The sequence below is a fragment of the Streptomyces sp. NPDC031474 genome (assembly GCF_055581185.1).
The window spans coordinates 153,086-165,730 of record NZ_JBVIJX010000022.1 but is presented as its reverse complement, the minus strand read 5'-3'; the positions used below and the strand labels follow the sequence as shown (position 1 = coordinate 165,730).

Annotated in this window: 12 protein-coding genes; 4 read left to right on the top strand and 8 right to left on the bottom strand. The window is 70.5% G+C overall.

The window, feature by feature from the left end:
• Nucleotides 1-96: 96 nt before the first annotated feature.
• From ACZ5SK_RS38900 to ACZ5SK_RS38880, 5 genes are all read right to left on the bottom strand, one after another.
• Complete coding sequence (locus ACZ5SK_RS38900) at nucleotides 97-1,119, bottom strand: LPXTG cell wall anchor domain-containing protein (protein ID WP_361707223.1); 1,023 nt, start codon at nucleotides 1,117-1,119, stop codon at nucleotides 97-99.
• A gap of 209 nt (nucleotides 1,120-1,328) precedes the next feature.
• A complete protein-coding gene (locus ACZ5SK_RS38895; protein WP_334577756.1) occupies nucleotides 1,329-2,075 on the bottom strand; it encodes a hypothetical protein in 747 nt (248 codons plus the stop codon).
• 154 nt (nucleotides 2,076-2,229) lie between these two features.
• On the bottom strand, nucleotides 2,230-3,285 hold the full coding sequence (locus ACZ5SK_RS38890) for a hypothetical protein (RefSeq protein ID WP_334577755.1): 1,056 nt from the start codon (nucleotides 3,283-3,285) through the stop codon (nucleotides 2,230-2,232).
• 65 nt (nucleotides 3,286-3,350) lie between these two features.
• Complete coding sequence (locus tag ACZ5SK_RS38885) at nucleotides 3,351-3,968, bottom strand: zinc metalloprotease (protein ID WP_334577754.1); 618 nt, start codon at nucleotides 3,966-3,968, stop codon at nucleotides 3,351-3,353.
• A gap of 787 nt (nucleotides 3,969-4,755) precedes the next feature.
• Entirely contained in the window at nucleotides 4,756-5,079 is a 324-nt protein-coding gene (locus tag ACZ5SK_RS38880) for a chorismate mutase (protein ID WP_334581203.1), read from the bottom strand.
• 287 nt (nucleotides 5,080-5,366) lie between these two features.
• Here ACZ5SK_RS38880 and guaA point away from each other — a divergent pair, with 287 nt between their 5' ends.
• Nucleotides 5,367-6,947, top strand: coding sequence for a glutamine-hydrolyzing GMP synthase (gene guaA, locus ACZ5SK_RS38875; protein WP_334577753.1), 1,581 nt, complete (start codon nucleotides 5,367-5,369; stop codon nucleotides 6,945-6,947).
• A 23-nt stretch (nucleotides 6,948-6,970) separates the two neighbouring features.
• Here the strand turns inward: guaA and ACZ5SK_RS38870 are convergent, their stop codons facing one another.
• Both ACZ5SK_RS38870 and ACZ5SK_RS38865 read right to left on the bottom strand, forming a co-directional pair.
• Nucleotides 6,971-7,444: a pyridoxamine 5'-phosphate oxidase family protein gene (locus tag ACZ5SK_RS38870; protein WP_334577752.1), complete on the bottom strand. Its 474-nt coding sequence runs from the start codon at nucleotides 7,442-7,444 to the stop codon at nucleotides 6,971-6,973.
• A gap of 227 nt (nucleotides 7,445-7,671) precedes the next feature.
• Nucleotides 7,672-8,292: a hypothetical protein gene (locus ACZ5SK_RS38865; RefSeq protein WP_334581202.1), complete on the bottom strand. Its 621-nt coding sequence runs from the start codon at nucleotides 8,290-8,292 to the stop codon at nucleotides 7,672-7,674.
• Between the two features lie 116 nt (nucleotides 8,293-8,408).
• Between ACZ5SK_RS38865 and ACZ5SK_RS38860 the strand changes: the two genes are divergently transcribed.
• Nucleotides 8,409-9,203, top strand: a complete 795-nt coding sequence (locus ACZ5SK_RS38860; protein ID WP_334577751.1) for a class II aldolase/adducin family protein — start codon at nucleotides 8,409-8,411, stop codon at nucleotides 9,201-9,203.
• 75 nt (nucleotides 9,204-9,278) lie between these two features.
• Here ACZ5SK_RS38860 and ACZ5SK_RS38855 read toward each other — a convergent pair whose 3' ends face one another.
• Nucleotides 9,279-10,214, bottom strand: a complete 936-nt coding sequence (locus tag ACZ5SK_RS38855; RefSeq protein WP_334577750.1) for a DUF4429 domain-containing protein — start codon at nucleotides 10,212-10,214, stop codon at nucleotides 9,279-9,281.
• Nucleotides 10,215-10,415: 201 nt separating this feature from the next.
• Between ACZ5SK_RS38855 and ACZ5SK_RS38850 the strand changes: the two genes are divergently transcribed.
• Nucleotides 10,416-11,705 carry a hypothetical protein gene (locus ACZ5SK_RS38850; RefSeq protein WP_334577749.1) on the top strand — a complete coding sequence of 430 codons (1,290 nt, stop codon included), beginning with the start codon at nucleotides 10,416-10,418 and terminating at the stop codon, nucleotides 11,703-11,705.
• Between the two features lie 194 nt (nucleotides 11,706-11,899).
• The gene (locus tag ACZ5SK_RS38845) at nucleotides 11,900-12,433 is read left to right on the top strand and encodes a DoxX family protein (RefSeq protein WP_334577748.1); all 534 of its coding nucleotides are present in this window, start codon (nucleotides 11,900-11,902) and stop codon (nucleotides 12,431-12,433) included.
• Nucleotides 12,434-12,645 lie beyond the last annotated feature (212 nt).

The window sequence follows — 12,645 nt, the reverse complement described above, 5'->3', positions numbered from 1 at the left end:
CGCCCAGGACATGGGCGAAGGGACCTGCGCCCCCCTCCGAGCGCAGGTCCCTTCGCTGGTCCTTCGGTCCTTCGGTCCTCGGACCGTCAAGACGTGTTACGCGTGCGAGCCCACCTTGCGGCGGCGAGCGGCGAACACCGCGCCCGCGCCGGCGATCACGGTGACCCCGCCGATCAGGCCGATCATCGGCAGCGCGGAGCTGGAGCCGGTGGAGGCGAGGCTGCCGCTGATCGGCTTGGCGCTGCCCTGGGGCCGGGCGCCGGTGCCGCTGGTGGGCTTGTCGCCGTTCGGCTTGGCGTCACCGGCGCCGCCCGCGTCGCCGCCGGCGGCGAGGATCTCGACGTCGTACTCGTCACCGTTGTAGTGGCAGTCGGCCTTGTCGCCCACGTAGACGGCTTCGCTCATCGCGAGCGAGGAGCCCGCCGGCGCCTTCGCACCGACCTTCACCCGCAGGTCGATGGTGGCGGAGGAGTCCTTCTCCAGCTCGTCCAGCAGACCCACGAAGGAACCGGTGACGTTGACGGTCTTGCCGTCCTCGTCCTCGTAGGAGTCCTGGTAGGCGTTGGTCCACTTGCCGTCCTCCTTGACCTGGACGACGGCGAGTCCCTCGGACAGCCAGGCGTCCTTGTCGTCGCCGTACTCCAGGAACGTGGCCATGTACACGTTCTTGAAGTCGACGGCGGAGTTGTTCTCCACCTCGTACGTGAAGTCGTGCCAGCCGGAACCGGCGACGATCTTGCTCGGCAGGCCGCTGATCGTCGCCGAGAGGTTCTTGTCCAGGTCGACGCTCTTGCAGTCCGTGTACGGGTCGAACCCGCCCGCGCCCGCGCTTGCCGAAGCGCTCGCGCCGGCCGTGCCCGAGCCGGTCGCGGACGGCGACGTGGTGCCCGACGGCGTACCGGACGCCTTCGCGCCGCCGTCCGACGAGGACGACGAGGACGGCGACGTGGTGTCGGTCGGGGAGCCGGTCGCGCCCGGGGCGTCCGCGTCGGCCGTGGACGGCGTGGAGGTGATGCTCTCCGTCGCGGTCGGGCTCGGGGAGGACGTGCCGTTCTCCTCCGCGAAGGCGGCGGGCGCGGACAGCAGGGTGAGTGGCGCGATGACGGCGGTCGCGGCCATGGTCACCATCGTGCGACGAAGCTTCATGAAGACCTCGGGTCGATCTGGCTTGGGGGGAGGCCTTCCGCATGGGGGTGTGGGAGTGGGCCTTGTTGCAGTAGGTGTGACAGGTGAAGCCTGTGAACAGTTGCCCTGAGCTCACAGGATCTTTATGTGGTGCGCATCACATCTTCCGGGGATCGGGTGACGGGTCGGGCGACGGGCCGGATTCAGCCACCGGTCGGCTTTGCGCCCCGCAGGATCCCCTGGACGCCGGCGGCCGGTTTCCCCGCGGCCCGGTATGCCACCGGTTCCTCGTCGCCGGGGATCAGCCGCTGCCGCAGCGCCGAGCGGTAGGCGTCGGCGGTGACGGTCTCCCCCTGGAACTCGCCCTCGCCGATCCGACCGCCGTCGCAGGGCAGGACGGCGCCCGAACCGAGCGGGGCCCACACTCCGTCGGAGAAGTGTCCGAACGCGACCACGTAGTCGTGGCCGACCTCCAGCCGCGAGGAGTCCCGCGACCCCACCTCCCTCTTCGCACCGTCCTTCAGCTGCCACCCGTCGGCGGTGACCGACACGGCGGCCGGCAGCGCCGGCGCGCCGGCGCGGGTCCAGAGCCGCTGTTCGACCCGGAGGTCGACCGTCCGCGACAGGTAATCCTCATCCGAGCCGTCACCCGAACCGTCCGAACCGTCCCCCGAGTCCGCACTTGAGTCCGCGCTCGAGGTCTCGGGCCGCTCGTGCTCGGCCGTGACCCGGACGACCGCGACCTGGTCGCCGTGCGACACCCAGTCGGTCGCGGTGAACGAGGGCACGGCCTCCTTCTCCGACTCGCCGAGCACGACGTTCCCGCCTGCGGCGGCGCTGTCGTGGCCGGTGTCGGGGCCGGGGCCGTCGTCCGTCAGCGGGACGAGCACGAGCGCGCCGGCGACGGCCGCGCCCAGCACGACCCCCGTGATCTTCGTTCGCGTGGTCATGGCCACGGGACTCCCCTTGGTCGGTACAGCAGGTCGCCACTGTGACGCCGCGAGGCCTGTGTTCGTTCGGGGAGGAAGCCCCCGGCCGAGTCGTGGCCCGAACGCTCGGGCCACGACTCGCATCAGTCACAGCGCATCTGTCACTGCGCGCCGGTCACTCCGTGTCGCCCGTGTCGTTCGGCAGGAGGTCGCCGACGTCGATGGTGCAGGCGCGCCCGATCCGGGTGGCCGCCGTCCTGCGGATGGTGCTGGCGGTCCAGGTGGACGTGTCGCCGGAGCGCAGCTGTGCCGCGTAGGCCCGCAGGATCGTGGCGTCCGCCGGCGTCTCCGTCATCCCGGCCAGGTCGCCCACGATGTCCGAGAGCTCACCCGGCGAGTACTTGCTGCCGGCGTCGGTCGCGAGCGGCGCCGCGACCCGGCAGAAGGTGTCCGTGGCCGCCGCCGCGGCCGCCGCGGCCTTGGCGACCAGCCGGGCCCGGGCCACCGCGTCGAGGGCGTAGTTCTGTGCGGCGGTGGCGTCGGGGGTCGCGCTGGTCAGCAGCGTCTTCACACCGGCCGCGGTCTTGCCGGCCGCCTGGTAGGTGAGGGGCTCGGCCACCCCGCTGACCAGCCGGGACGCCATCGTCGAGCGGTACGCCGAGGCGGTGACCGTCGTGCCCTCGTACTCGCCCTGGCCCACCTCGTTCCCGTCGTAGGGCAGGATGGCGCCGGTCCCCAGCGTCGACCACTCCCCGTCGGAGAAGTGGGCGAACGAGACCAGGTAGTCGTGCCCGACCTCCATGCGGGAGGCGTCCTGCGAGCTCACCCGGAGCTTGCTGTCGCCCTCCTTGAACTCCCAGCCGTCGGCGATGATCGACAGGCTGTCGGGCAGGGCGGTGGCGCCGGACCGCGACCACACGCGCTCCTTGACCTGGAGGTCGATCGTCCGGGACAGGTACCCCTCGCCGGCCGCGGTCTCCTCGCTGTCGGCGACCCCTTCGTGCTCGGCGGCCACATGGACGACCGCCGCCTGGTCGCCGTACGAGACCCAGTCGCTCGCGGTGCGGGAGGGGATGGCGTCCTTCGACGCGCCGAGGACGACGTCGCCGCCCCGGCCCGCCGCATCGGCGTGCGCGTCGCCCGTGAACGGGACGAGCGCGGCCGAACCGATCAGGACACCGGCCACGGCGGCGCCCAGCACGGTTCCCGTCACTTTTCTTCTGGTGCTCATTGCCACGAGATTCCCCCTGGTCAGCTCGTCAGATGTGAACTGTTCTCGCCAGATCCGGCCGGACCTCAGTAGGTCGCGTTGATGTTCTCTTTGTTGTTGGCGCCGAGCTTGTAGACGTCGTTGTACGACATGCAGCCGAGGCGGTCGTCGTACAGACCGAGCCGGGGGCTGGCGTCGGGGCCGTGGGTCAGGCCGACGGCGTGCCCGGTCTCGTGGCAGGCGTCCGACTTGTTGACCGAGCCGATTCCGGTGTGGTCCTTGTTGAAGACGATGTAGTGCTGGTCGCACGTCTTCGCGGTGACGGCGTCGTCACACCAGGTGATGCCGATCTTCCCGCGGGAGAGGGTCTTCGCCTTGTAGATGACGTCGGTCTCCGCGCCGCCCCGGTAGACGCCCGAGGACTGGATCTTCACGACGAGGTCGGTCGGCCCGAAGTAGTCCTTCGCCGCACGAGCGATGGTGTTCTTCTCGGCCGAGGAGAGACTGCCCTCCCTGTAGAGGGTGAGGGTCTTGTTGTCCGTCTGGCAGAACCCGTCGCCCATGTCCCCGTCGAAACAGGTGTGGAAGTAATTACTGGTCGGGTACATGTTGTCGGTCAGCGCGGCCTGGACCATGGTGGTGCCCGCGGCCAGGGCGGCGGTCGCCACCCCTATCACGAAGATCGTCCTCCGTTTGATCGCCACCTGCGATCCCCCCTGCCTGTCCGCCACCTGTGCGATTCATCGGAGGTTCCGGTGAGCGCGGGGCGGATGGGGCGATCTAACGGGATCAAGCGCTGGCCAAAAGTTGACCAAGCGCTGTTTGGCTCGATGTGATCTTTAAGAGGCTCGATGTGCGCATAGAGTGAAAGATCGGCGAAAGTTTTGAGAAATCCATGACCTTTGCCGGGACCTCTTCCCGGGACCCGTGCCGGGAAGAGGCCCCGGTCCGCTTCCCGTCCTTTCGCCCGACCGCTCGCCCGGACATGGCGAAGGGCCCCGCGGGACGGAATCCGCGAGGCCCTTCGTCATCGTCAGCACCGGCGTCAGGGCAGCGCCGGTGCCTGGGAGCGGCGCCGGGGGGTTGCGCCGCTGGCTTGTCGAGTGCCGTGCAAGGCCGAGGGGAGTGCACGGCCTCGCAGGGCCGAAATCCTTGCAGGGTCGAAATGGAGCTTTCTACGCATCGTGCTGGATGAGCGCGGCCCCCGCAACCGTTTGACCCAGCCCTTGTGCATTTTTGCATTTTTCCGCCGGTCGGCCCCGGGCGTCCCCGAGGCCGGCCGTTCTCTTGGGCGACCGGGCGGCTGTCCCCTGCCGTCCGGTCACCTTTCCGGAGCGAGGTCCCACGACGCACGGCACGATCCGCACGTCTCATCGCTCCAGCGAGCCACGCGTGGTTCTTACGGGCCGCCCCTGGCTGGAGCGGACACCGGGACCAACGACTCCGTCCGTGGGGCAGTCACGCGCCGTACGGGTGAGAGGCCGCCCGAACTCAGATGCGACCCCGGCACAGCTCCAGGAGCGTCATGGCGAGGGACGTACCCGGCTTGCCCAGTGCCTCGCTGTAGTGGCTGAGGATCTCCATCTCGCGGGAGAGGTTCACCCGCCGCCCGCCGGACGTGATCCGCGCCTCCTGGACGACGGCGGACACCGCCATCCGTTCCTGGATGAGCCCGATGATCCGGTCGTCCAGGGCGTCGATGCGCTCGCGTGCGCCGGTGATCACGTCGGCGGCCTCGGGGGTACGGGCGCCGGTCACGTCGGTGGCGGTCATGGGGGCTCCTCGTCGGTTCGGTGGGACACCCCGGAGCGACAGGATCCGGAAAACACCAGGCGCCCCGGACCTTGTCGGCCCGGGGCGCCTGGGAAGTCGCTTGTCAGTTGCTCAAGCAGCACGACCATGGCAGCCGGTGGGCCGGTTGCCATAGGTAAAGACGAAGGTCGTGTGCGTAAGCATGCGGCCAGTATGCAGCGTCGTCGGGCGAGTTCCAAGGCGGTTCGCATCCTGAGACGAAGCGGCTGTGCGGGCACGGGGCCGGACCTGCGCCCACCTCGGTAGAATTGGCCAGCACAGAGACCCCGCCCCACCGCCGGAAGGCCCCCGTGTCATCAGCGACTCCCGCTGCCGCCGCCCCCGACACCGTCCTGGTCGTCGACTTCGGCGCGCAGTACGCCCAGCTCATCGCCCGTCGAGTCCGCGAGGCGCGGGTCTACAGCGAGATCGTGCCGAGCACCACGCCGGTCGAGGAGATGCTCGCCAAGAACCCGGCGGCGATCATCCTCTCCGGCGGCCCCTCGTCCGTGTACGAGGAGGGCGCCCCGACCGTCGACCGCGCCCTCTTCGAGGCCGGCGTCCCCGTCTTCGGCATGTGCTACGGCTTCCAGCTGATGGCGCAGAGCCTCGGCGGCACCGTCGACAACACCGGCGCCCGTGAGTACGGCCGCACCGACCTGCACGTCTCCCGTTCGTCCTCGACCCTCTTCGAGGGCACCCCGGCCGAGCAGGCCGTGTGGATGTCGCACGGCGACGCCTGCTCCGCCGCCCCCGAGGGCTTCTCCGTCTCGGCGTCCACGGACGTCGTCCCGGTCGCCGCCTTCGAGAACGACGAGAAGAAGCTGTACGGCGTCCAGTACCACCCCGAGGTCATGCACTCCACGCACGGCCAGCAGGTGCTGGAGCACTTCCTCTACCGAGGCGCCGGGCTCACCCCGTCCTGGACCACGGGCAATGTCATCGAGGAGCAGGTCGCGGCCATCCGCGAGCAGGTCGGCGACAGGCGCGCCATCTGCGGTCTCTCCGGCGGCGTGGACTCCGCGGTCGCCGCCGCCCTCGTCCAGAAGGCCATCGGCTCCCAGCTGACCTGCGTCTACGTCGACCACGGTCTGATGCGCAAGGGCGAGACCGAGCAGGTCGAGAAGGACTTCGTGGCCGCGACCGGCGTCCAGCTGAAGGTCGTCGACGCGGAGGAGCGTTTCCTCACCGCTCTCAAGGGGGTCAGCGACCCCGAGGAGAAGCGGAAGATCATCGGCCGCGAGTTCATCCGCGTCTTCGAGCAGGCCCAGGCGGAGATCATCGCCGACGAGGGCCCGGCCGTGGAGTTCCTCGTCCAGGGCACGCTGTACCCGGACGTCGTCGAGTCCGGCGGCGGCACCGGCACCGCGAACATCAAGTCGCACCACAACGTGGGCGGCCTGCCGGAGGACCTCGAGTTCCAGCTGATCGAGCCGCTGCGCAAGCTGTTCAAGGACGAGGTTCGGATGGTCGGCCAGGAACTCGGCCTGCCGGAGGAGATCGTCCAGCGTCAGCCGTTCCCGGGTCCCGGCCTCGGCATCCGGATCGTCGGCGAGGTCACCAAGGACCGCCTGGACCTGCTGCGCGACGCCGACGCCATCGCCCGCGAGGAACTGACGGCCGCCGGTCTCGACCGGGAGATCTGGCAGTGCCCGGTGGTCCTCCTCGCCGACGTCCGCAGCGTCGGCGTCCAGGGCGACGGCCGCACCTACGGCCACCCGATCGTCCTGCGCCCGGTCTCCTCCGAGGACGCGATGACCGCCGACTGGTCGCGCCTGCCGTACGACGTCCTGGCGAAGATCTCCACCCGGATCACCAACGAGGTGCGTGACGTCAACCGTGTCGTCGTCGACGTGACCTCGAAGCCGCCGGGCACCATCGAGTGGGAGTGACCCAGTGACCCCCTCCACGGGGTTCAGGTCCGCTTGAGGGTGCGCACCGGCTCTCCGGGCTTCCAGACCTGGGCGACCAGATACGTGTCGTCCTCGACGTAGGTCCGCACGACCTCCGTCAGCTCGGTGCGGAAGAGGTGGAACGGCTCCGGCGGTTCCACCTCTTTCACGTACGCCGCCTTCGCCGCCCCGTCCACCACCTCCACGCCCCGGCCGACGATCCGTACGTCGCCCCCGCCCATCCCGGTGCCCTCGCCCGGGTTGGCCTGGAGGGCGAAGCGAGGGTCCCGGCGCAGATCGAGGGCCTTGAGCGAGCCCGGCATCATGCCGAGCCACAACTCACCGCCGAGGAAACGGACCTCGATACCGGTGGTGCGCGGGGAGCCGTCCTTGCGGAGGGTCGCGAGGACGTGGTGCGTGAAGGCCCCGAAGCGGTCCTCGGCGACCTTCGCGAGTGCGGGTTCGGCGGCGGCGAAGGCCGCCCAGTTCGCTGTCATACGGCGAGTCTGACGCCGATACCCGACATCTGCTGTCCGGTATGGCCAGGACGTCGGGTCAGAATGTCGGACCAAGATGTCGGGTCAGAATGTCGGACCAAGATGTCGGGCCAGGACGTCGGACCAAGATGTCGGGCCAGGACGTCGGGTCAAGATGTCGGGCCAGGACGTCGGGTCAAGATGTCGGGCCAGGACGTCGGGTCAAGATGTCGGGCCCGGACGTCGGGTCAGAATCCCTGCGGCACCGGCCGCACATACCGCTCCGACCCCGCCGCATCCCGCACCGACGTGCACCCGGCCGCCGTGAGCTGCTTGGCCAGCTTCGCGCGCCGGCTCGTGTTCACCCGCAGCGCGCCCAGCATGAACGCCGGCATCAGCACGGCGAGCGGGAGCAGCACGGCGTACACACCGGTCAGCACGGCCAGCAGCAGGAACAGCACCGCCGAGCCCCAGCCGATGAACTGCAACTGCCTGCGGTTGGCGGCCGCGCCGAGGGCGTCGTGGCGGATGAGCGCCGTGATCAGGTCGACGTCCGGCTGGGCCTCGGGGACCGGGGTGAGCGAGCCCAGGTACATGCCGGGAACGGGCCGGCCGGGGCCCGGGTCGGGGAAGGCCGCCGAGTTCGCCGCCGCCCGCTGCCGCGCCCACGGGCTGGGGTCGCGCACCAGCTGGACGTGTATGACGCGCTGCTTGCCGACAAGACGCACGCTCTCGTACCGGAAGCCGTAGCACTCGGCGATGTAGACCAGCGCACCGAACGTCTGCAACTCGGCGAAGGGATGGACCAGCTCGATGGCGTTGCGCGTCGAGATCTGACGCATGAGGGAGGTGATGTGGCGGTCGGCCATGCTCAAGACGTGCTCCGAAGGTGACGAAAATCGTCATCTTTGCATAACGGCTCTGCCCTTTTGAACTGACCGACGGTAACTTCCGCGTCGTAAAGCAACCCAGTGCTGGAGGACCGATGCACGGGCCCACACCGCCTGCCCCGCTGCCCACCGACCGGCTGCAGTTCGCGATGCCGCCGATGCACGACTCGACGGAGGACGAGCGCAGGCACCGCAAGGAACGGCTGGCAGGGGCGGTGCGGATCTTCGGACGGCTCGGCTTCGAGGACGGCGTCTCCGGGCACATCACCGCCCGCGACCCCGAGTTCAGCGACTGCTTCTGGGTCAACCCGTTCGGGATGCCGTTCAAGCACGTCACCGTCAGCGACCTGGTGCTGGCCAACGCCGACGGGCAGGTCGTCGAAGGCCGCTACCACGTCAACCAGGCCGCCTTCACCGTGCACGCGCAGGTCCACGCCGCCCGCCCCGACGCCGTCGCCGTCGCCCACTGCCACTCGGTGCACGGTCGCGCCCTGGCCGCACTCGGCGAACTGCTCGATCCCATCACCCAGGAGAGCTGCGCGTTCTACGAGGACCACGCCCTCTACGACGCCTATACCGGGGTGGCCGTCGACGCGGGTGAGGGGCGGCGCATCGCGGCCGCGCTCGGCTCCCACAAGGCACTTGTGCTGCGCAACCACGGCCTGCTGACGGTCGGCGACTCCGTCGACGCGGCCGCCTGGTGGTTCCTGTCTATGGAACGCTCCAGCCAGGTCCAGCTGACCGCGCGGGCGGCGGGCCGGCCCGTCCTGATCGACCACCGGGCGGCGGTGGCGACCCGGGAACAACTCGGCGGCGACCTGGTGGCCTGGATCAACTACCAGCCGCTCTGGCAGGACATCAGCCGCAGCGAACCGGACCTTTTGAGCTGAGCGAGCCGAGCGAGCCGAGCGAGCCGAGTGAGCTGAGTACGGTGGATTCAACGGGGGTTCAAGGGGCGTCCGGTCTCAGAAACCCCGCAGGACGACCGCCTTCGTCCTCGCGAACTCCTCGTCCGTCAGCACCCCGTCCCGGTGCAGCTCGCCCAGTTCGCGCAGCCGCCGCAGCAGTACGTCATGGTGGTCGGCCCGGGGCGCGAGGGCCGCGGCCGCCCTGCGGAACCGGTCGCCGCCCGCGCCCGCGCTCTCACCCTCACCCTCGCCCGCGTCCTCGTGGCCGAGTTCGGCGTGCGCGCGGGCCGAGGGGTGCGGGAGACGGGCGGTGACCGCGGTCGCCACCAGTGCCGTGAGCAGGTCGCGGCTCACATTGCCCCACAGGTCCAAGGCATACGGGTCCTTCTCGGCCGGCAGTTTCGAGAACACCGTCTCGCGGGTCACGAAGCGCAGGAAACCGTCCTCGTAACCGGCGTTGGGCAGCCACTCGACCTGCACCAGATCCCCGACGTCGATCACGCGCGGGCCGGTCGCCCGCTTCACCCGGTCCGAGGTGTCCGCCCAGTCGACGCGCACCTGGATGCCGTCGAAGGAGACCGTCCCGTCGGACGACCGCACGGAGACCGGAACCGGCGGACCCGGCAGCAGATACGCCCTGGTCGCCTCATGGGGGATCTGCTCGAGCAGCAGCGCGTGCCGGATCTCCTCGGCGAGGTACTCGGCGACCCCGGAACGGTCCATGTCCACGGTGAGCCGATAGGGATCGGCCGCGTCGGGCAACCGACCGCCCGTCGCCTGCAACAGCGGATCCGCCCCCTCGCGCAGCCGCATCCGCAGCCGGCCGCGCCTGCGTTCGGGCTCGTAGACGATCCCGGCGACCGCCTCCAGAGGCACGGCGATCTCCCCGTACGTCTGCCGGAACAGCGGCACGGAGCGATGCAGCCCCGGCGTGATCCTGACCGTCGTGCCGTCGAAGGCCCAGGTCCCGTCACGCTGGATGATCTCGGCCATACGGAAATTCTCGCAGCCGGGTCAACACGGCCCGCCCCGCTTCACCCGCGCCGATCACACCTACCGGAAACGACAGGGTGTGCCGTAGGGCACAATTCGCTGTCATCACAGGGGAGTTGTTCACAGGGTGGCGGGCGGGGTCCGCAGCGGGTTCTCCAGGGCCGCCATCCGATCGGGTCGCGGGGAAGGCGGGCGTCGGACGTGGCGGTGCAGGAGGCGAGACAGGGCATGGTCCCTGGCCAGGGAGCGGGCGCGCACGAGGGCGGCTGCACCTGCGGGGACTGCCCGCACGGGGCGCGCGAAGGGCACCGGCGCGCGGTGGCCGCGTTCCTGGTGAAACGGGACGAGTTCGCGGCCGGACAGGGCCTGCCGGCCGCCGTCGCCCACTCCGCTTCCGCCTCCCGGCAGTGGGTCTCCGAGGAGCTCACCCAGTCCGCGGAACTCGTCGCCGACCGCGGGCGGGCCGAGGGCGAGGCCTGGCTGGCCCGGCTGTGGTTCCGCACGGCGGTCACCGTATGGGTGATGGTCGTCGCGCTGCTGCTGGTCCAGTCCCTGACCGCCATCGGTGCGGGCTGGACCGCCGCCCGCACCGCCGGACTCCTCGCCGCGCTCGTCGTCGCCGGCGTGCTGACCGCCGCCTCCTGGTTCCACCGGGCCCGAGGCGGGGCGCTCGCCCCGGTGATCGGCGAGGACAACCGCCTCTCCACCTCCCGTGCGGTCGCCGCCGCCTGGGTCCTGCTCGTCGCCTACGCCGTGCTGGTCCTGGTCGGACGGCTCGCGGCCGCCTCCGACCACGCCGAACGCGACGCGCTGATCGCCGGCCTCGACCTCGCCCGCGGCGCCGGTGTGGTGACCGTCCTCGCCGTCGCCTGCGGGATCGCCGTGCTGGTGCGCCGGGTGGTCGGCCTGCGCGTCCTCGCCCAGCGGCTCCAGAAGGTCCGCGCCCACCGCCCGCGCGCCGCCGACCTGCTGACCGACGACGCCGGCCGCGGCACCTTCGCCGACATCCAGTACGTCGTGATCGGCGCCGTCGCCCTCGTCTTCGCCGCGGTCCGGCTGGCCCGCCGCCCCGACCAGCTCCCCGACCTGCCCTGGGGCCTGGCCGTCGTCGTCCTGGTCTCGGCCGCGACCTACCTCGCCGGCAAGTACGCCGAGGGCGGCCGTCCCGTGATCCTCTCCGTCGTCCGCTCCCGCGAGGCCGGCGACCTCGACGCCCCGATCCGCACCGGAGACGACATCGAGATCCGCGGCGCCGGCTTCGTGCCGCCCGGCGCCCAGACCGCGGACCGCCTCTCCCGCATGGTCGTCCGCATCGGCCCGGTCCACGTCCACGTCCCCCTCGTCCCGGTCACGGGCGGCTTCAGCAACCCGACCGACGCCGTCCTCACCGTCCCCGTCCCGGCGGACGTGGAACCGGGCCGAGTCGAGGTCCAGGTCGTCACAGCCGCGGGAACGGAGACGAACCGCTACGCGATCGACGTGACGGACTGAACGGGCGGGGGCGAGGACGGAGGGGGAGAGAACCGGGGGGAGTGAACAGTGGGGGTGAACCGGCGGGGTGGAGCACCCGTGCTGACAGTTGGTGGGCGGAGAAACCCGTGCAAGCAGTTGAGCGCACCCCCCATTTCGTACGTAAGGTCTGTTGAGGGGTCCCACCACTTCCGGGCGAGAGGCGGCTACGGGCGATGACTCACGGCATGCGGACGGACACCTATCCCCCTTACCTAGACGGCGGCGGCCGCAGTTGGCGTGACACCGCCACCCGGTACGCCCTCCTTCCTCTGCGCATCTTCCTCGGCGTCACCTTCATCTACGCGGGCCTCGACAAACTCACCGACAGCGCCTTCCTGAAGGCCAGCGGCGCCGGCTCGATCGGCGACACCATGCGCGCCGTCCGTGACTCCTCGGCCATCCCGGCCCTGGTCGACATGGCCCTGAAGAGCCCCGTCGGCTTCGGCTACGCCATGGCCTTCGGCGAACTCGCCGTCGGTATCGGCACCCTGCTGGGCCTCCTCACTCGAATCGCCGCGCTCGGCGGCGCGCTGATCTCGCTCAGTCTGTGGCTGACGATTAGCTGGGCCTCGGACCCGTACTACTACGGCAACGACCTCGCCTACCTCATGGCCTGGCTGCCCCTCGTCCTCGCCGGCTCCACGGTCTTCTCCCTCGACGCGGTCTGGCGCAGCCGACGACGACAGCGAACGGGAGGCCTGGCCTAGACCCACCCCGGCCGTCAGGGCCGAGCGGCCGACTGCTCCGACCGGCCGACTGCTCCGACCGGCCGACTGCTCCGACCGGCCGACTGCTCCGACCGGCCGACTGCTCCGACCGGCCGACTGCTCCGACCGGCCGACGGGTCGACCGGGCGGGTTGACCGCTCCAACGGGCCGAACCAGCGCCCGCGGTCGACCCCCACCGGCCTTCCCGACAC